This is a genomic window from Tundrisphaera lichenicola (genome assembly GCF_051175385.1).
In the GTDB taxonomy this organism is placed as follows: domain Bacteria; phylum Planctomycetota; class Planctomycetia; order Isosphaerales; family Isosphaeraceae; genus Tundrisphaera; species Tundrisphaera lichenicola.
Window position 1 is genome coordinate 7,214,955 of the sequence record NZ_CP195106.1, and the last position, 17,874, is coordinate 7,232,828.

Consider the following 17,874-nt stretch of genomic DNA (forward strand, 5'->3'; position numbering starts at 1 on the left):
CACCAGCGAAGCGTGGCACTGGTGGGCCTCGCTCCGCTCGACGCCACCCTACTGGATCGCCATCGAACCGCACCACTCATCGACCTCGGCGGAGCCAGGCCAGGAGATCGGCCTGGCCGGATTCGTCGAGCACGTTGGCGAAGCCGGGCATCCGTCGGCGACCGTCCCGCATCAGGGTCCGGAACTCCGCATCGCGGAGCAGGACCGGCTTCTCGACCAGGTTCGTGCCCAGTTCGCCCCCCCTGGCGTCCGGGCCATGACAGGCCGCGCACTGGCTCGCGAACAGCATCTCGCCGTGGGCCAGGTTGACCGCTCCCAGGTCCGAGGGCCTGGCCTGGTGGGCTTGCTCGGCGACCTCCTCGGGCGAGATCCGCCGGGCGGGCGGGACGGGCAAGGTGGTCGGATAGGACTCGGCCAGGTAGTCGGCCAGAGGTTGCTTGCGGTCGGGGGGCAGGGGGGAACCCCATCCCACCATCTTCTCGACCTCGGCGTTCCATTGAGCGGGGGTCAGCCGCTGACCGGAGACCATGTCCTCACCGTGGCACATCAGGCAGTTCTCGACGAACGACTGTTTGGCCATGGCGCGAAGCTCGGCGCGGTCCTCGTCGTCGTCATCCTGCCGGGCCGGGGCCGATGACCAGGGCAGGACAACGAACCCCGCCAGGAGGGCGGACGCGGCAAGCATCCGCATCAAGGGCGTCCGAGGCTTCATGAATTTCCTTCCTTCGATCGAACCTCGATGGTCACCCGATCAATCCCGTTCCAGAGGTAGCCGCTCTTGTTCCAGGGGGTGACCTCGGGCTGGGTCTCCCCCGTCGAGTCGGTGGCTCGGGCCTGGAGGACGTATCGGCCGGGCTGGGCGTCCCAGGTCTGGGTCCACTGCTGCCAGGAACCGGGATGGGCTTCGCCGAGAAGCTTGGCCTCGGACCAGGGAGCCCCGGGGGCGGTGGCGACCTCGACCTTCTTGATCGTCCCCTCGCCGGTCCAGGCAACTCCCTTGATCTCGACCTTCCCGGCGGGCAGGACCGCCCCTTCGAGCGGTCGGGCGATCAGCGACTTGACGTTGAGGGTGGTCACCGGGACGAGGTCGGAAGGCTTGGGGTTCACTCCGGGGGGAGTGGGAACCCTGGGTATCTTGTAGCCGGTCTGCTGGTAGAAACTCGGGGACTCATCCGTCGACACGGTGAGCTTCCTGAGCCACTTGATCCAGTGGTTCCCCCCCCAGCCGGGGACGACCAGGCGGATCGGCCCCCCGTGGAGGAGGGGCAGGGGCTCGCCGTTCATGGTCGTGGCCAGGATCGTGCCGGGGTCGAGTGCCCGGGAGAGCGGGATGCTCCGGAAGTAGGCCGGGGTCTTGGGGTTGGGCGGCGTGTCGGACCCGTGGAGCTGCACGTGCGCGGCGTCGGGCTTGATCCCGGCCTTTTCCAGCACGTCGACCAGCCGGACGCCCGACCACTCGGCGTTCCCGACGGCTCCCCGGCCCCAGCCGACCCCGGGGACCGTCGGCGTGTAATTCCCCCGGCCGTTGCCCGAGCACTGCAAGAGCGCCGGGAGGGTGACCTTCGGCATCCCTTCGAGTTCGTCGAGACTCAGATTCAGCGGATGTTCCACCAGGCCCTCGACTTCGAGCCGCCAGGGGGAGAGGCCGACGGCGGGCGGCCCGAAGTGGCTCCGGACGAAGAACAGTTCGTTGGGCGTGAGCAACTGATCCAGCGCCTCGGGCGGGGTCTCGGCGTCGAGCGGACGGCTCGACCGGACCACCAGGCCGGGTCCCGGACCATCGGCACCCCCGGCAAACCGGGCGGCCAGGCCCCCGAACCAGGGAAGGGTGAAACCGGTCAGGGCCTGGCGGAGTATCAGTCGACGGCTAGTCCGGCTCATCGGGAGGGCACCTTGTCGGGAGTCGGGCAGGCCTCACGTCTTCATCGCCATCGTAGTCTCCGCCGCGTCGGGTGGAAAGATGCCCGACCGGGGAGGGGTCCCATCGACCCGGCCGTCCGAGGATTCCTCGGAATCGTTTGCCGGAGCGGACCCGGCCACGACCATGCTTATCGAGGTACGCACCGGGACGAAACGGAGGGGCATCCATGAATCGCTTGACCATCACGTCCGTCGAGAGGGGAACCCCGCAGGATCTGCTGAAGGCCGCGGAGTTGGGGGCCCGCCTGGAATGCCGCCGACGTCGCTCCCGGGGGCAGGATGACGGGTCCATCCGCGAGACGATCCTGACCCGCTTCCGGGTCGAGCTGGATTCCGGAAGCTTCGGGATGTACGCGGATGAGTCGCTGGTGGCCGTGGTCCAGCGGGCCGTCGATTCCGTCTTGAGCGAGCCCCGACGCGGGCCGATCCCCGGCTGATCCGGATCCATCAGAGGAGGGGCCGGAGCCCCCGACCAACCCGGCCCCGATTGACCCCGGCGAGCGCCCGGGGCTCGATCTTCAGGAGCTTGATCAGTTGCGAGGACGAACAGCCCAGGACCTCGGCCGCGGCTTTGAGGTCGAGGTCGCGGTCTTCCAGGACATCAAGCGCCTCGGCCAGCATGGCGGGCACGTCCTCGTGATCGGGATTTAGCGCGATCCGACCTCCCTGGCATCGCGACCGCCAGAGGGGGCTGGGCGGCTCGAGCGGGTCGACCGGCCGTCGGACCGAGAGGACCAGGCCCAGCCGGAGCCGCCGGAGCGCCTCGCGACGATTCTCGGACTGGCTCCGGCGTTCGTTGGCCTCGGCCATCAGTCCGGTCGGGCGATGCTTGAGGACGACCGCCGTCTCCACCTTGTTCCGGTTCTGACCGCCCGGCCCCGAGCGTCGGAGGAAGGTCTGATCACATTCGGCCAGGAGCCGGTCGTCGTCCAGGGCGGCGGGATGATCGCGGGGTTGGGGCCGGTCCATGAAGGAGGCTCGCCGATCGGATCAGGCCGCCGAACGCCGGAGCGCGGCCCGTCGCCGGACCAGTACGCCACCGAACAGGCCCAGGCTCGCCGTGCCCAGCAAGGTCAGGCTCGACGGCTCGGGGACGGTCGCCAGGAGGATGAAACGGCCATCCGAGCCATCGGCACCGTTCCCGCCGTAGTAATATCCTCCATGATAGACAGGATCAAACGAACCACCCCCGCCCAGACCACCGAAGTGGACGACATTTCCATCAATTTTTGTATCACCATATATAGACGTATTAATAAACACTTCACCTCCGCTACCGCCCCCTCCTCCGCTCGCCTGGGGGCCATCCCCATACAATCCGCTGCCCCCTTGAACGTTCAAGCTCCCGGTGAGGGTGACCGAATCGGCGTGGATGTAGATACCACCCCCGCTACCCCCCCCCGAGCCGGGAATGAAGGCGTCACCCCCCAGGGCGAGCACGTCCCCATTGATGACGATCGATTGGACGGCACCCAGTTCGATGGCACCACCTCCGGCGCCGCCACCACCTCCACCGAAGGATCCCCCACTTCCGCCGGAGCTTCCACCCCGGAGAGTGACCGAAAGCAGGTCGATGTCGGTGTACCCCCCGATCCCTCCGCCGAGCACGGTCACCGGGCCCTGAGGATTGCCGAAGGGTCCTTGCGAATAATAACTGGTCGATCCACCCGCCCCGCCACGGCCCCCCTTGGCCCCGCCACCTCCGCCCGCCGTATAGTCACCGGATCCGCCCTGGCCCATATCGCTGGCACCGGGACCCCCGTAGTTACTAAAGGCAGAGACATCGATCAGTCCGTCTACGGTCGTGGTCGAACGCGAGAGGAGGGCGATCGGCAGTCCGTTGACCCCCTGGGCCCCCAGGATCGCGGCCCCGGCACCGATATGGATCGAGTCGAAATCGAACACCGCCATTCCGTGGTCGACCACACCCGTATAAATCGTTCCGCCCACAACCAGGCTCAGGGCGCCCAGCGAGCTATCGATTGTGTAAGTGCCCGAGTCGATCGAGAGTGTCCCGAGCGAGTCATACTTTGTCGGGTCGAGCGGCCCCGCTTCGGCCCGGCTCGCCAAGACTAGCCCACCCACTAGGATCAGGCCGACGACTCGTTGGATTCGTTCCATCTCGCACTCCCTGGCAGCACTAATCCAATGATTTCGCTGATTGACACCTGAACAGAAGGTGCGGGGGCATGCTAGCACGACTCCTTGAGAGCGGCAACCCCGCCCCCATTTCATCAAACGACGATGATGCCCGGGACGAACTACGGCTCCGCCATCCCGCCGAGTTAGGCCCACCCCAACCTTCGTGCAGGCATAAATGGCGGGGATGCGTTGATCTCTGACAACGCCCGATCCCCGCTCACGTCCGGGACGCGGGCGAGGCTTCTTCCCGGTACGCGGTCCCTCTCCAGGTGACCTGGCCGGTGAGGCACATCCGGATGGCCCGGTACAGGATGACGTCCAGGACCAGGCCCGCCAGGGGGTACCAGGCAACGTGCCGGGTCCTGGGAACGGACAGGACGTAAAGACGTTTCAGGCAGGTATAAGCGAGAAGGTGATGGATGACGCTCATCCCGAGTAGCCAGATCGGGAACATTCCGGCCGGTCGACCGGTCGCCAGCATCACCAGGCTTGCCACCAGGGCGACGTGGGCCGTCTGGCTGAAGAAGAGGGGGTCGAGCCCCTGGATCAGGAGTCGCCAGGGGTTCCGGCCCAGGGCGTCGTAGAGGATCCGGCTCCAGCCCCGGATGAATTGCGGGAGCGATGTGTACATCCGGGTCGAGCCGATCCCGTGAGCGATCGCCGTCCTCGAAGAGTAGCCGAGCGACTTGACGGCCTTTGCCAGATAAATGTCCTCGACGAACTTGTCGCGGACCCCTTCGTGGCCGCCGGCCGCCTCGTAGGCGTCGCGTCGGATCAGGATATACTGGCCATTGGCGAAGGCCAGCTTCTTCGACGGATCATTCGCCCAGAACAGGGGATAGGACTGCATCAGGACCACCCCGAGCAGCGGCTGCGCGACCGACTCCCAGAAGCTTTCGCAGCGCATCTCGGGCAGGAGGCTGGCCATCGCCGCGTCGTGAGACCGGGCGTATTCCAGGACAATCGCCAGGCTATCGGGCTCGTGCCGGGTATCGGCGTCGAGGAACCAGAACCACTCCCCCAGGGCCCGCCCGGAGGCCACGTGAAGCCCGTGAGTCTTGCCGGTCCAGCCGGGCGGGAGGTCCTCGATCGAGATCAGGCGGACCCGGGGGTCGGCCTCGGCCAGGGATCGGACGATCTCGGCGGTCCGGTCGGTGCTCCGGTCGTCGACGATCAGGATTTCGAGGTTCGGGTACGACTGAGCCTGGACCGAGGCCAGGCACTCGGCGATCGTGGCCTCTTCATCCTTGGCCGGGATGATCGCCGAGACCAGGGGAGGGTCGGGGGCCTCGAACCGGCCCGAATCCGGGCCCAGGTAGTCGAGCTTCGGGAACGCCCAACTCAGGACAAGATGGCGGATCGGCCAGATCGCGATCAGGGCCGCATAAATCCCGAGGATGGTCCGCTGGGTCGGGGTCATTCATTCATCCATCGGGGCGGGACTCGGGACTCAGGACTCAGGACTCAGGACTCAGGACTCATCAAGAATACACGCATTCCTGATCCTTCGGGCTGAATCGTAGGGTGGCGTCGAGCGGAGCGAGGCCCACCAGGTGCGGCGTGGTGGGCCTCGCTCCGCTCGACTCCACCCTACTGGCTAGCAGGGAGCCCGAGTCCTCCAGTCCTTCCAGGACTCAGAGGTCGTCGTAATCCAGTTCGAAGGCCTTGCGGGCGGCGTCGACGTCGCCGGTCTTGAAGCCCTGGCTGAACCATCTCATGCGCTGCTTGGAGGTCCCGTGGGTGAAGGAGTCGGGCACGACGTAGCCGCGCGACTGCTTCTGGAGCCGATCGTCTCCGATTTCGAAGGCGGCGTTGAGGGCGCTGTCGAGGTCCCCTTCGTCGAGGAAGTTGAATTGCTTCTGGCCGTGATAGGCCCAGACCCCGGCCAGGTAGTCGGCCTGGAGTTCGAGCCGGACCGAGGCCCGGTTGGCCGCGAGCTTGTCGCCCGACCGGCGGGCCTCGTCGGCCCTCTGCGAGTAGCCCAGGAGATTCTGGACGTGGTGTCCGACCTCGTGGGCCACCACGTAGGCCCTGGCGAACTCGCCGGGCGCATTCAGCTTTTTCTGCATGTCCCGGTAGAAGGAGAGGTCGATGTAGACCCGGCGATCGCCCGGGCAGTAGAACGGCCCGACGGCGGCATCCGCCTGGCCGCAGGCCGACTCCACCACGCCATCGAAGAGGACCAGGGTCGGGTCTTCATACGTCCTGCGCATCTTCTGGAAGAGTTCGCCCCAGATGACCTCGGTATCGTGAAAGATGACCTTGGTGAATTTGGCCTGCTCTTCCTCCTCGGGGTCGACCGGGCGGTTGGGCCCGCCCCCCGGCCCCGGGTTGGCCTGGCCGGGCTGGGGGGCGTTGGCCACGAGCCGGAGGGCCTGCCCCGGGTCGACGCCCAGGACCACCAGGACCAGGGCCAGGAGCAATCCGCCCCCACCGATGGCCATGCCGGCCTGGCGGCCCATCCCCCGACGATCCTCGACGTTCTCGCTCTCTTCGCGATCATTCCAGCGCATGTGGGGAGTCCCAGGATGGATGGCGGGGAGGCCGGGCCATGGGTGATCCGCGAGAGAGGAGCACGATCCTCGACCACCTCGCCTGATCCACCATTGCACCGGATCATACCGGCAAATTCAACTCAACGGTCAGCGGGTCGAGAAATGGGCCAGTCCCGCCCGATTTCATGGACTCTTTACTATCCGCGCGGGGAATTCGGCCCCATACTAGCACGGATCAGTCCCATTGCTTTTTTCGGGCCAATCCGGCCGGGCTCCCAGGACCCCGTGGATCCCCTCGCTTGACCCAGCAAATCCGAGACCGAGTGGGGACGGAACTCGCCAACGGTCGTTATCGGCTCACCGCACGAGTGGCCGAGGGGACCATGGGTCAGGTCTACCGCGCGCACGATTGCAACCTGGAAACCGAGGTGGTGATCAAGTTCCCGATCGCCCCGGAGGGCTCGCCCGACGCCTCGGCGTTCCTGGCGCGGTTCCATCGGGAATCGCGATCGCTGATCCGGCTCTCGCACCCGCACATCGTCAAGGTGATCGACGCGGGCGAGGACGACGGGATCCCCTTCCTGGTGATGCCGTACCTGGCCGGGGGGAGCCTGAAGGATCGGCTCGAACCCGGGCCGGACGGCGAGCCCCGCCCGATGGCGCCGGGCCTCCTGCACGGCTGGCTGATGGACGTGGCCAAGGCGCTCGACTTCCTCCACGCGCAGGGGCATGTCCACCGCGACGTCAAGCCGGCCAACATCCTCTTCGATCGCCACGGGAATGCGTTCCTGGGCGACTTCGGGGTGGTCAAGATCCTGGGGGCCGACGACGACGCCTGGAAGGGGAAGAGCGCCCTGACCACCCCGGGCTACCTGCTGGGCACGCCCAACTACGTGGCCCCCGAGCTGGTCATGGGCCAGCCCTGCGACGGCCGGGCCGACCAGTACGCGCTGGCGCTCTCGGTCCACGAGTCGCTGATCGGCTGGAACGTGATGGAGGGCCCGACCCCCTCGGCCACGATGGTCAACCAGACCAAGGTCGAGCCCCCGGCGCCGGGGGTCCTGCTCCAGGACGTGCCCGCCCGGCTCTCCGAGGCCGTGCTCCGGGGGCTCTCCAAGGGCCCCCGCGACCGGTTCGAGGACTGCTCGTCGATGGCCCGCGAGATCCTCGCCGACATCCCCGCGCCGATCCCCGGCGAGCCGCCGCCCCGGCCGGTCCCGCTGGCCTCGGCCTCTGCGGGGGAACCCGGGCGCGTCCCCTGCCCGGCCTGCGGGGGACTCCTGCCGGTCGTCCCCGATCATGCCGGCCGGCGGATCACCTGCACCCGATGCCGGGCGATCGCCGTGGTCCAGTTCAACGCCGGGACCCTCCGCCTCCGCCTGATGTCGCCCCCGCCCGAGGGCTCGGATCCGCCCATCTCAACGACGCCCGTCCTCTCCGGCCCCAGGTCTCCCGACAAATCGGCCGCCCCGGGCTGGGCCTCGACGGGCCTGGTGGCGTCGCTCCGGCAGGGGCCGCGGCTCCTGGCCCTGGCCTGCCTCTTCGCCCTGGCGGCGGCCATCGGCTCGCTGACCCCGATCCTGATCGTCGGCCGACTCCCGGGCGATGCGCGAATCCCTCCCGACTTCCCGCCGATCCGGCCCCGGACGACCACGCCGGTCGCGGGCGGGTCTCCCGTCACGATCAACATCCTCCACGGGACCGAGAAGAAGAACTGGCTGGAGGCCGCCCGCCACGACTTCCTGTCGGCCCCCGAAGGCCGGGGGATCACGATCAACCTGATCGGCCGGGGCTCGATCCAGGGGGCCGACGACATCCTGAACGGGCCCGGCCCGCTGCCGATCCACGCCTGGTCGCCGGCCAGCACCGCCTATCGTTCGGTCTTCGAACGCGAGTGGGAAGTCCGTCGACCCGGCGACTCCCCGCCGATCCTCGAGGCCGAGGAGTTGGTCCTGTCCCCGTTGGTCTTCGTCTTCTGGAAGGAACGCTACGAGGCCTTCCTCAAGCACTATGGCAAGGTCGACTTCCGGACCCTCGGCGAGGCCATGAGCGAGCCCGGCGGCTGGGGCACGATCGCCGGGAAGCCCGAGTGGGGCCTCTTCCGGTTCGCCCACACCCATCCGGCCCGGTCCAACAGCGGCCTGATGACGCTGGTGTTGATGGCCTGCGAATTCACCGGCAAGGCCCGGGGGCTCACCCTGGCCGACATCAGCCGGACCGACTTCCAGCTGGCGTTCCAGGCATTCGAGCGGGGCGTGACCCGGCACGGGACCAGCCTGACCTCCAGCACCGGCACCTTGATGCAGGAGATGATCCTCCGAGGCCCCTCGGGCTACGACGGCCTGGTCCTCTACGAAAACCTGGCGATCGACTACATGAAGGCCGCCAGGCAAAGCTGGGGCGAGTTGCAGGTGGTCTACCCCGACCCGAACCTCTGGAACGACCACCCCTACTACATCCTCGACGCCCCCTGGAGCGACCGCCGCCACCAGGACGCGGCGGGCGCCTTCCTCAAGTTCCTCAGGTCCGAGCCCATCCAGCGACTGGCCCTGGAGCTGGGCTTCCGGCCCGGCAAGCCTGCGGTCGGAGCCCGGGCCCCGGATGGCCCGATCGCCCGGCTGGAAGCGAACGGCCTGCGGCTCGACGTCCCGAGGATGGCCGAGCCACCCCGGGCCGAGGTCGTGGAAGACCTGCTCTCGTCATTCCGGAGGATCGGGCCTTGAGGCCCGCCTCATCGACTTAACGACCGTTGGTGTCCTCGGCACGCCCGACGTCGATCAGGCGTTGCTCGCGGGTCCGGTCGACCTGGCGGGCGTCGTGCTTCATCCGGGCCTGCTCGGCGACCTCGCGAGGCGTCGAGCCCGGCTTCGGGGTCCCCTCTTCGGCCGGGTTCTCGGCCGGCTCGTGGCCTTCCATCGCCTCGACGAGCTTGTGTTCCATGGGTTTGTCTGGCATCGGATGATCTTCCTTCCTCGGTGATCCCCGGCCGGCGGCGGGTCGCGTCGCGTCCTCGGCCGATGGGGTGAACGTTGCAATCCATGTGCCGCTCCGGCCGCCGGCCAAATCCATGCACTTGCCTCCTGAGTCGGGACCGACGATATTCATGAGCGATCCCGCATCACGCTGAGACCCGTCGCGAGAGGTCGCTAGATGAACGAGCCGGGTTAGCGACCCTTTCGGTTGACGACGGCGCGACTGGCCAAGCTGGTCCTCGCCTTTGCCGTGGCCTTCGCGTGCGTGACTCCGCTCTTCCGCCTGGTGGAGCTGGGCGTCGCTAAACTCCCGGACGTCCTCCCGGCCGTCCCGGTGATCATGCTGCTGGCCTGGGCCCTCCTCGGCTTCGTCCTGGTCGGGCGCGGCCCGGGTCGATCCGCGTTGATTCTCTCGTTGTTGCTGGGCGTGGTCCTGGTCTCGCTCGGCGAGTTGATCTGGGCCTCTCACGCCTTGATCGGCCGAGTGGCCCGATATGGCCTGGTCATCATCAGCCCGATCCGGTATCCCGAGCTGGCGCTCGGCTTGTTCGGCATCCCGATCCTCTCGGGCCTGGGCCTCCGACTGAGGCTCCTGGCTGCCGCGATCCGGTCGGATCGCGCTGGCCAGGCGGCTCGAACCGAGGGGAGCGACTGATGGCCAGACCCTTGTAAAAGTTTCTAAGTTTCAACGGCCCCGTCCGTTTACTCAGGACGCAGCCCTCGATACTTCGAACAGCCCGAACCGGATCATTCTCCATGGACAAGCCTCGCAGGTTTCGCCTGACCCTGGGCGCGATGCTGATCCTGATCGCCCTGATCGCGGTCGGGATCGCCGCCTTGCGGCCCAAGGTCACGCAGGTCACCGACCTGAAGGTCGGCACCGGCCCGGCCGTCAAGAAGGGGGATTCGGTCGAGGTCCACTACGTCGGCAAGCTGTCCGACGGCTCGACCTTCGACAGTTCGAAGTCCCGGGGTCAGCCGATCACGCTGGGGGTGGGGCAGGGGATGGTCATCAAGGGGTGGGAATCGGGGCTGGTGGGGATGAAGGCCGGGGGGGTGCGACGTTTGGTCATCCCCCCGGAGGAAGGGTACGGCCCCAAGGGGGCTCCCCCGGCGATTCCCCCCAACGCCACGCTCGACTTCGAGGTCGAGCTCCTGAAAATTCACTGATCCTGGGGACGGTCCGGGGTCGATGACAAGGAAACGAGGTCCTATCGACCCCCCGATCTGCCGGAACGGACCGGCCGAGTCCCCCGACCTTCACCGGAGGTGAATGGCGATGCAAGGAAAAGGATGCCTGGCGATTGTCCTGCTCGGGCTCTCGACCCCCTCGATGGCCGCAGATCGGGATGTGGTGGTCGGCAGCACGAAGTATCCCACCAGCATCACCGCCCAGTGCGGAGGCAAGCCGGTCCGGATGGTCCTGACCGGCACGGCGATGCGGACCCGATGGACCCTGAGCGTCTACTCGATCGCCAGTTATGTCCAGGAGAAGGCCGCCGTCCGGAGTCCGGGCGACCTGGCCGGCACGACGGCCGCCAAGCAACTGGTCCTCTCGTTCGAGCGGGCCATCGACGGATCGACCATGGCCGCCTCGTTCCGCGACTCGATCGGGATGAACCACCCGGCCCCCGCCTTCTCCAAGGAACTCGACGCCCTGGCCTATTACATGGGCAAGCACCCGGTCAAGCCGGGGGACCAGGTCCGCCTGACGGCGATCCCCGGCGTCGGGCTGAGTTGCCAGGTGGTCGGGGCCCCGGAGGTCATGATTCGGAACGTCGCCTTCTCGCGAGCCGTCTGGGACGTCTACCTCGGCCGGAAGAACCTGGGCGTGGCGATCCAGACCGGCCTGACCTCGCGGCTCGTCCGTTAACGCCGGACGGGATCAGGCCAGGCGGATGCGTCCCGCCCGGAAGTCGATGGTCAACTCCAGGCCCCGCAGGAAGTCCAGCCCGAGCAGCCCATCCACCAAAGCGTTACTGGGCAGGGCGTGGGCGATCACCGGAAACCCGAACCTGTGCTGGCCCAGCGCGCTGAGCCGGGTCAGCACCACGACGGGAACGGTCTCGACCGCGCTCCCGGTCGTCATCTGGACGCGGCGGGTGGATTGATCGGGATCGAAGCCGAGGTAGATCAGGGCCGAGCGTTTGATCAGACTCGTGGTTGCCCCGGTATCGAGGACGAGGTCGAGCGACGTGCTTCCCGACGGCCCCGTCAGCTGGACTTCAACGAGGATCGGCCCCTTATGCTGCTGAAACGCCCGCTCGGTCACAGCACCAGCGCCATGTCATCGGGCCAGGTCCCCAGGTAGCGGACGGCAATCTTGTCGAGTCCCAGCTCCGTCGCTTTTCGGTAGAGTTCGTCGCTATCGGTGCTGGTCTGGAGGACCACGCCCCCCAGGAGCCTCTGCCCCTCATCGATCTCGGGCTCCCCGATGAGCACCCAGTAGGGGGCGTATCGAGCCTCGATTTCCTCGATCGTCAGCATCTCGCCCATGCGGACCTCCCTTCCTGAATTCGCCCGTTCCATCTTCCGCCCCCACTGTCCTCCTGTCAACGAAGCCCGATCCGCCCTTGTGCGGCGGGGGGTCCCGGCTAGAATAAGGCCGGTCCGTCACGGGACTCCTCGCGATCGAAAGGGTGGATGGGCGTGCGCATCGGATATTTCGACTGCTTCAGCGGGATCTCCGGCGACATGACGCTGGGGGCCCTGGCCGATGCCGGGGTCGACCCCCGGGCGATCCAGTCGGCGGTCTCGAGCCTCGGCCTGCCGGTCGAGCTGACCTTCGAGACCGTCCGCCGGGGCGAGTTCCGAGCGAACTACGCCAGGGTCGTCTGCCAGCCCGAGCACGCGCATCGCCACCTCCACCACATCGAGGCGATGATCGACAAGGCCGCGATCACCCCTCGGCAGGCCGAGCTCGCCAAGCAGATCTTCCGGAAGCTGGGCGAGGCCGAGGCCACCGTCCACGGGATGGACCTGGCCAAGATCCACTTCCACGAGGTCGGCGCGGCCGATTCGATCGTCGACATCGTGGGGTCGGCCGTCGGGCTCGACCTGCTGGGGGTCGAGCGGTTCGAGGCCAGCCCCGTCCCCCCCGGCAAGGGGTGGGTCAAGGCCGCCCACGGCAAGATGTCGCTGCCCGCCCCGGCCACGGCCGAGCTGCTCAAGGGGGTCCCGCTGGCCGAGTCGACCGTCGAGATGGAGCTGACCACTCCCACCGGAGCGGCGATCGTGACCACCGTGGCCGAGTCCTTCGGGCCGCTCCCGGCGATGACCATCGGCACGATCGGACTGGGGGCCGGGACCAGGGACCTGCCCGGCCAGGCCAACCTCCTCCGCCTGTTCGTCGGCGAGATCGACACCCCCGCCACGTCGGATCGGGTCTGGGTCCTGGAGACCAACCTCGACGACCTCCCCGGCGAGGTCGTCGGCCACACCACGACCCTCCTGATGGGAGCCGGGGCGCTCGACGCCTTCCTCACGCCGATTCAGATGAAGAAGAACCGGCCGGGCGTGATGATCACCGTCCTCTGCGACCGATCGCAGATCCCGACCATGGAAGAGATCCTCTTCCGGGAGACCACCACCCTGGGCGTCCGCCGCTACGAGGTCGGCCGCCACAAGCTCAAGCGGCAGGCCGCCGAGGTCGAGACCCCCTTCGGCACGGTCAAGGGGAAGCTCGGCTGGCTCGAAGGCCGACCGCCCACCTTCAGCCCCGAATACGAGGACTGCGCCCGGGTCGCCCGCGATCGGGGAGTCCCCCTCCGCGACGTCTACAACGCCGCCCACGCCGCCTATGCCCAGGCCCGGCCCGTCGCCCCGGCGACCGCCCCGAGCCCGGCCAAGCAGGAACATAGCCACAGCCATAGTCATGATCATGGCCACAGCCATGATCACGGCGACCATCATCACCACGATCACGACCACTCGCACGGGCCATCGACCGACGCGAAGTGAGCGGGGCGATCGATCGACCACGGAAGGGATCGGGCCATGTCCTGGGCTCTGCTGACGACCCTGTTCGCGATCCTGGGCACGGGCCTGGCCGTCCTGTCGGCCCTCAGCTTCGTGCTCTGGCGGCAGGTCCGCGCCTTGACCCGCGATCGATCGGGCTTCTCTGCCCCCCTCCCCCCCCGGGAGAGGGCCGGGGTGAGGGTCCTCTCCGACCGCCCAAACGTCGCCAATGAGGCGAATTGGGGGATGGAAGGTGATGCGGAAAGCCCTCACCCCAACCCTCTCCCGGGGGGAGAGGGGGTCGGAAAAGGCACGATCCCGGTTACCGCAGCCAGACCCCGAGGCCCGATGACCAACGCCCGCGACGAGCTGACCAGGAGACTCGACGACCTCTCCGGTCGGCATCGGGTCCTCGAAACGCGACTGGAGAAAGTCGAGGCCGCCCTCGCGGCCGCCCCTCGATCCGGGCGGAGGGTCGATCGGGGAACCTCGGCAATTTCAAACGGGCCGACCTTGATCTCGGTGCCGAACCTCGCGGCGCCCCCGGGTCAGGCTCGGGAAGCGGCGGCCGAGTTCGACCGCCGGTTCGGGGACGTCTGGGCGATGGCCGACGCCGGGATGTCGCCCCAGTCGATCGCGAGCGAGACCGGCCACCCGATCGGGCAGGTCGAGCTGATCCTGGGACTCCGCCGCCAGCTCCCCGCCACCGAGGCCCGGCCCGATGCTTGAGCCCGAGGCCGGAATCTCCCGCAAACCGGCGACCCTGGCCTGCCTGGCGCGGACCCGGTCGGCCGTGCTCAACGTCCTGGTCGTCGTCGGGGCCGGGATCGCCGCCAGCGGCTGGATCCTCGGCCGCCACAACCCCGACGCGGCCCTCCCCTGGGGCCTGGAGCGGACCCAGCGGGCCTTGATGGGGGCCTTGATGGTCCTGGGCGTCGCCTCCTACGTGCTCCTCCGGGTCGGCTCGGGCCGGGACGCCCTCCGCGACCCGTCCCGGAGGGCCGCCAACTTCTTCAAGGCCCGCGTCGGCACGGCCAGCATCGCCGGGCTGGCCATCCCGCTCGGCTTCGCCTACGGTTGGCTGATCGACCCCCGCCTCCAGGCCCTCGCCCCCTTCTGGATCGCCGCCCTGGGCCTGGGCTTCCTCGCCCTCCCGCGAGGGGCCGAGCTGGACGACTTCGACGAGCCGATGATCGAAGCCTAGGCCGAAGCCCCGTCTTGACATCATCTCCCCTCCCAGCTACGACTATCGTAGTAGCTCGTGGTGAGACGGCGATGAATCGGCAACTCGACGAGGCCTACCTGCCATGCTCCATCCGGGCCGATGGACCCTGACGTTTCTCGGGCTGTGCCTCGCGGCGATGGGGATGGCGGCCGAGTCGCGGGGCGAGGCCCCCGCCGAGGTCGCGTTCCGACTCCAGGACTTCCGGGGGGCCTGGCACTCGTCGGAGGACGTCCCGGCCGGCAAGCGGATCGTCCTGGCGTTCCTGGGGGTCGATTGCCCGGTCGCCAATCGCTATGCCCCGACGCTCGCCGACCTCTCTCGCGAGTTCGAGGGGCGTGGGGTGGCGTTCTTCGCCGTCGACTCCAATCGGCAGGACGGACCGACGGCGATGGGCCGGTTCTCGGAGGCCAACAAGCTCCCGTTCCCGTTCCTCAAGGACGCCGGCAACTCGCTGGCCGATCGCCTGGGCGTCGAGCGGACCCCGGAGGTCGTCGTGCTCGACGAGCGTCGGATGATTCGATATCAGGGCCGGATCGACGACCAGTTCGCCCCGGGCTCGCACCGGGCCTCGCCGACGCGTCGGGATCTCGCGATCGCGCTCGGGGAGTTGCTGGACGGTCGCGAGGTCTCGGTCCCATCGGCTCCGGCCGCCGGGTGCCGGATCGGGCGGATGCGTCCGCCGGGGGACGGCCCGGTGACCTACTCCGGGCAGGTGGCTCAAGTCTTGCGCGACCGCTGCGTGGCCTGCCATCGCGAAGGCGAGATCGCCCCGTTCGCGCTGACCTCCTACGAGGAGGCCGTCGGCTGGGCCGACACGATCGCCGAGGTCGTCCGCGAGGGCCGGATGCCCCCCTGGCACGCCAGCCCGGATCACGGGAAGTTCCGCAACGAGGCCCGCCTGACCAAAGGAGAGAAGGCCGCGATCGTCGACTGGGCCCGGGATGGTGCCCCCCAGGGCGAGCCGACCGGGCCGACTCCCTCGCCCCCCGGCCCCGACGGCTGGCAAATCCCCGAGCCCGACCTCGTCCTCGAATTGCCGAGGGTCGTCGAGATCCCCGCCACCGGCGTCCTGCCCTATCAGCGATTCGAGATCGACCCGAAGCTCGACCGCGACACCTGGGTCAACGCCTCCCAGGTCCGGCCGGGGAACCCGTCGGTCGTGCATCACCTGGTCGTCTATGTCCTCCCGCCCGGAGAAGGGGCGAGGAACCCGCTCGACAACCAATTCCTCGCGGCCTACTCGCCGGGGATGCCCCCGCGAATCCTCCCCCCAGGGACAGCCAAGGTCATCCCGGCCGGGTCGAAGTTGCTGGTGGAGGCCCATTACACCCCTCGGGGGACACCGCAGACGGACCGGAGCCGGATCGGGCTGACCTTCGCCGACCGGTCGACCATCCGGAAACGGATGACCTCGGCCAGCGCGATCAATTACGAATTCCGGATCCCCCCAGGAGCCGCCGACTACCCGGTCGCGGCCGAGCACCGGTTCAACCAGGACTACATCCTCTACGCGCTCATGCCCCACATGCACCTCCGGGGCAAGTCGTTCCGCTTCGAGGCCGCGTATCCCGACGGCCGGGCCGAGGTCCTCCTCGACGTCCCCCGGTATGAATTCGACTGGCAGAACGCCTATGTCCTCGAAGATCCCAAGCCCATGCCCGAGGGGACCGTGATCCGTTGCCTGGCCCGGTTCGACAACTCGGCCGACAACCCGAACAATCCCGACCCTTCGAGGGTCGTCACCTTCGGCGAGCAGACCAACGACGAGATGATGATCGGCTACATGGACGTGGCGCTCGGCTACCAGGACCTGGGCGACCCCGCCCCCTCGGCGGTCGCTCGGGGTGACGGCAACTTCGACGTGACCTTCCGCCACCGCCCCCCCGCAGGGACCAGGACGGTCCACCTGGCGGCCACCTTCAACAAGGACTTCTCCCCCGCCCAGAAGCTCGACGAGCCCGGCCCCGAGGGCCTCTTCTCGACGACGATCCCCCTGCCGCCCGGCCGTTACGAATACAAATATGTCCAGGACGGCAAGAACTATCGCCACGATCCCGCCAACTGGCGGCAGGCCGGCTTCTTCAACAACAGCGTGCTCACGGTCGGCGAGGCCCCCTGACCGGCGACGCCTCGGAGAGCCCCCGCCCGTTGCCCCCGAGTCCTATGCCTCATTGTTAGGGCTACCGCACTCTATTGCGTGGCGGCGCGGGTCACGCGGACCGTCAAACACGGTCGTGAGAGGCATCGGCGGGATGAAACTCCTCCCGAGGATGGCCGCTGAATCTCTCGTGGCTGGCGCGTCGGGACCCGGGTAGGCGGAGACGGCGGAATGTCCTCAGTCGCATTGGTTGGTCGTCCGGATGGCGGAGCAAGCGGGACAGATCTGGTAAATGATCTGGAGGCTGCCGCAGTTCGTTCCCCAAAGATCCCGCGACTCGGACTTGCCTTCTTGGAAGATGGCGAGCGTCCTCAGCGACGACGCACGGCCGTGGTTGGGGCAACCCGGGTCCGGGCAATCATCGACCGGGGGGCCTTGGCTGAAGGGGAGGCAGTTGCCTTCCCTGAGGTAGCTGTCCGGAGTCTCCCAATCGCTGATGTCTGGGTCGAAGATCCCTTCTTCGACGACGAAGCGAGCCAGGGCGGCGAACTGTTCCGGCGAGAGGGCGTCGTACCCGAAGACTCCGGAGTAGAAGCAGGCGTCTCTCGGGTTGCTCGGGTCATACGCGCGTTCCCCGAGCACGAGCGGCGAAGAGGGGAGACGATCCGGGTATCCGTCGTAGGGGAAGCCGTCCCATGCTTTCGTCTCGGTCTGGTGGAGGATCTTCACCTCCCGGTCGGAGATGACCCGATAGCCCAGGTTGCAGGCCCCATATCGGATGGCACAGAGTAGCGGAAGCCATTGCACCCCCGGGAGGGTGACGCCGACGGCCGGATCGGCGGTGTTGAGGCGGAGAAGCAGGTGGACCGCCGGCTCGCCGCGGAATGCCGCCAGGCCCGCGTAATCGCTCACGCCTCCGAACACGTGCCCATATTCCGAGCCGTCACCACGTTTGCCACGGAAGATTTGCCTACTTGCCGGGTGGAACAGTTCCAGGAACATCGCCATCTCCCGAGTCTGCGAGAGCATGCATCGCCGGGGAGTCGGCTGCACCTCTGCCATCCG

General features: G+C 67.9%; 19 protein-coding genes. 9 read left to right on the plus strand and 10 right to left on the minus strand.

The window, feature by feature from the left end:
* Positions 1-76 precede the first annotated feature (76 nt).
* Positions 77-712: a cytochrome c gene (locus P12x_RS28650; protein ID WP_435008524.1), complete on the minus strand. Its 636-nt coding sequence runs from the start codon at positions 710-712 to the stop codon at positions 77-79.
* The gene (locus tag P12x_RS28655; protein ID WP_435008525.1) at positions 709-1,881 is read right to left on the minus strand and encodes a sulfite oxidase; all 1,173 of its coding nucleotides are present in this window, start codon (positions 1,879-1,881) and stop codon (positions 709-711) included. Before P12x_RS28655 ends, P12x_RS28650 begins: the two co-directional genes overlap by 4 nt.
* 206 nt (positions 1,882-2,087) lie before the next feature.
* On the opposite strand from P12x_RS28655, the gene P12x_RS28660 reads away from it, so the two are divergent.
* The gene (locus tag P12x_RS28660) at positions 2,088-2,357 is read left to right on the plus strand and encodes a hypothetical protein (RefSeq protein WP_435008526.1); all 270 of its coding nucleotides are present in this window, start codon (positions 2,088-2,090) and stop codon (positions 2,355-2,357) included.
* Between the two features lie 10 nt (positions 2,358-2,367).
* On the opposite strand, the gene P12x_RS28665 is transcribed toward P12x_RS28660, so the two are convergent.
* The 4 genes from P12x_RS28665 to ypfJ all read right to left on the minus strand — a co-directional run bounded on the left by P12x_RS28665 (position 2,368) and on the right by ypfJ (position 6,575).
* Positions 2,368-2,889, minus strand: a complete 522-nt coding sequence (locus tag P12x_RS28665) for a peptide chain release factor family protein (protein ID WP_435008527.1) — start codon at positions 2,887-2,889, stop codon at positions 2,368-2,370.
* Positions 2,890-2,910: 21 nt separating this feature from the next.
* The gene (locus P12x_RS28670) at positions 2,911-4,041 is read right to left on the minus strand and encodes a PEP-CTERM sorting domain-containing protein (RefSeq protein WP_435008528.1); all 1,131 of its coding nucleotides are present in this window, start codon (positions 4,039-4,041) and stop codon (positions 2,911-2,913) included.
* A gap of 238 nt (positions 4,042-4,279) precedes the next feature.
* Positions 4,280-5,482: a glycosyltransferase gene (locus P12x_RS28675; protein ID WP_435008529.1), complete on the minus strand. Its 1,203-nt coding sequence runs from the start codon at positions 5,480-5,482 to the stop codon at positions 4,280-4,282.
* 214 nt (positions 5,483-5,696) lie between these two features.
* Positions 5,697-6,575, minus strand: coding sequence for a KPN_02809 family neutral zinc metallopeptidase (ypfJ, locus tag P12x_RS28680; RefSeq protein ID WP_435008530.1), 879 nt, complete (start codon positions 6,573-6,575; stop codon positions 5,697-5,699).
* A gap of 281 nt (positions 6,576-6,856) precedes the next feature.
* Here ypfJ and P12x_RS28685 point away from each other — a divergent pair, with 281 nt between their 5' ends.
* Entirely contained in the window at positions 6,857-9,280 is a 2,424-nt protein-coding gene (locus P12x_RS28685) for a protein kinase domain-containing protein (protein WP_435008532.1), read from the plus strand.
* Positions 9,281-9,296: 16 nt separating this feature from the next.
* On the opposite strand, the gene P12x_RS28690 is transcribed toward P12x_RS28685, so the two are convergent.
* The gene (locus P12x_RS28690; RefSeq protein WP_435008533.1) at positions 9,297-9,512 is read right to left on the minus strand and encodes a hypothetical protein; all 216 of its coding nucleotides are present in this window, start codon (positions 9,510-9,512) and stop codon (positions 9,297-9,299) included.
* Between the two features lie 225 nt (positions 9,513-9,737).
* On the opposite strand from P12x_RS28690, the gene P12x_RS28695 reads away from it, so the two are divergent.
* The 3 genes from P12x_RS28695 (at position 9,738) to P12x_RS28705 (ending at position 11,402) form a co-directional block, all read left to right on the plus strand.
* Positions 9,738-10,184, plus strand: coding sequence for a hypothetical protein (locus P12x_RS28695; RefSeq protein WP_435008534.1), 447 nt, complete (start codon positions 9,738-9,740; stop codon positions 10,182-10,184).
* 140 nt (positions 10,185-10,324) lie between these two features.
* Positions 10,325-10,699, plus strand: a complete 375-nt coding sequence (locus P12x_RS28700) for an FKBP-type peptidyl-prolyl cis-trans isomerase (RefSeq protein ID WP_435011744.1) — start codon at positions 10,325-10,327, stop codon at positions 10,697-10,699.
* Positions 10,700-10,808: 109 nt separating this feature from the next.
* Positions 10,809-11,402 (plus strand): chalcone isomerase family protein, encoded by a 594-nt coding sequence (locus P12x_RS28705; RefSeq protein ID WP_435008535.1) that lies wholly within the window; start codon positions 10,809-10,811, stop codon positions 11,400-11,402.
* A gap of 12 nt (positions 11,403-11,414) precedes the next feature.
* On the opposite strand, the gene P12x_RS28710 is transcribed toward P12x_RS28705, so the two are convergent.
* Complete coding sequence (locus P12x_RS28710; protein ID WP_435008536.1) at positions 11,415-11,801, minus strand: aspartyl protease family protein; 387 nt, start codon at positions 11,799-11,801, stop codon at positions 11,415-11,417.
* Positions 11,798-12,025 (minus strand): hypothetical protein, encoded by a 228-nt coding sequence (locus tag P12x_RS28715; protein WP_435008537.1) that lies wholly within the window; start codon positions 12,023-12,025, stop codon positions 11,798-11,800. The genes P12x_RS28710 and P12x_RS28715 overlap by 4 nt, the downstream gene beginning before the upstream one ends.
* 147 nt (positions 12,026-12,172) lie before the next feature.
* Here P12x_RS28715 and larC point away from each other — a divergent pair, with 147 nt between their 5' ends.
* From larC to P12x_RS28735, 4 genes are all read left to right on the plus strand, one after another.
* A complete protein-coding gene (gene larC / locus P12x_RS28720) occupies positions 12,173-13,489 on the plus strand; it encodes a nickel pincer cofactor biosynthesis protein LarC (protein WP_435008538.1) in 1,317 nt (438 codons plus the stop codon).
* Positions 13,490-13,525: 36 nt separating this feature from the next.
* On the plus strand, positions 13,526-14,215 hold the full coding sequence (locus P12x_RS28725) for a hypothetical protein (protein ID WP_435008539.1): 690 nt from the start codon (positions 13,526-13,528) through the stop codon (positions 14,213-14,215).
* Positions 14,208-14,690, plus strand: a complete 483-nt coding sequence (locus tag P12x_RS28730) for a hypothetical protein (protein WP_435008540.1) — start codon at positions 14,208-14,210, stop codon at positions 14,688-14,690. The genes P12x_RS28725 and P12x_RS28730 overlap by 8 nt, the downstream gene beginning before the upstream one ends.
* Positions 14,691-14,793: 103 nt before the next feature.
* Entirely contained in the window at positions 14,794-16,830 is a 2,037-nt protein-coding gene (locus P12x_RS28735; protein WP_435008541.1) for a redoxin domain-containing protein, read from the plus strand.
* A 216-nt stretch (positions 16,831-17,046) separates the two neighbouring features.
* On the opposite strand, the gene P12x_RS28740 is transcribed toward P12x_RS28735, so the two are convergent.
* Positions 17,047-17,862, minus strand: a complete 816-nt coding sequence (locus tag P12x_RS28740; protein ID WP_435008542.1) for a hypothetical protein — start codon at positions 17,860-17,862, stop codon at positions 17,047-17,049.
* Between the last annotated feature and the right edge of the window lie 12 nt (positions 17,863-17,874).

Coding starts and splice junctions, on each gene's coding strand:
- P12x_RS28690 (WP_435008533.1), bottom strand. CDS start 9,512: ATGCCAGACAAACCCATGGAACACAAGCTCGTCGAGGCGATGGAAGGC.
- P12x_RS28650 (WP_435008524.1), bottom strand. CDS start 712: ATGAAGCCTCGGACGCCCTTGATGCGGATGCTTGCCGCGTCCGCCCTC.
- larC (WP_435008538.1), top strand. CDS start 12,173: ATGGGCGTGCGCATCGGATATTTCGACTGCTTCAGCGGGATCTCCGGC.
- P12x_RS28715 (WP_435008537.1), bottom strand. CDS start 12,025: ATGGGCGAGATGCTGACGATCGAGGAAATCGAGGCTCGATACGCCCCC.
- P12x_RS28675 (WP_435008529.1), bottom strand. CDS start 5,482: ATGACCCCGACCCAGCGGACCATCCTCGGGATTTATGCGGCCCTGATC.
- P12x_RS28730 (WP_435008540.1), top strand. CDS start 14,208: ATGCTTGAGCCCGAGGCCGGAATCTCCCGCAAACCGGCGACCCTGGCC.
- ypfJ (WP_435008530.1), bottom strand. CDS start 6,575: ATGCGCTGGAATGATCGCGAAGAGAGCGAGAACGTCGAGGATCGTCGG.
- P12x_RS28700 (WP_435011744.1), top strand. CDS start 10,325: ATGCTGATCCTGATCGCCCTGATCGCGGTCGGGATCGCCGCCTTGCGG.
- P12x_RS28670 (WP_435008528.1), bottom strand. CDS start 4,041: ATGGAACGAATCCAACGAGTCGTCGGCCTGATCCTAGTGGGTGGGCTA.
- P12x_RS28665 (WP_435008527.1), bottom strand. CDS start 2,889: ATGGACCGGCCCCAACCCCGCGATCATCCCGCCGCCCTGGACGACGAC.
- P12x_RS28655 (WP_435008525.1), bottom strand. CDS start 1,881: ATGAGCCGGACTAGCCGTCGACTGATACTCCGCCAGGCCCTGACCGGT.
- P12x_RS28725 (WP_435008539.1), top strand. CDS start 13,526: ATGTCCTGGGCTCTGCTGACGACCCTGTTCGCGATCCTGGGCACGGGC.
- P12x_RS28735 (WP_435008541.1), top strand. CDS start 14,794: ATGCTCCATCCGGGCCGATGGACCCTGACGTTTCTCGGGCTGTGCCTC.
- P12x_RS28705 (WP_435008535.1), top strand. CDS start 10,809: ATGCAAGGAAAAGGATGCCTGGCGATTGTCCTGCTCGGGCTCTCGACC.
- P12x_RS28660 (WP_435008526.1), top strand. CDS start 2,088: ATGAATCGCTTGACCATCACGTCCGTCGAGAGGGGAACCCCGCAGGAT.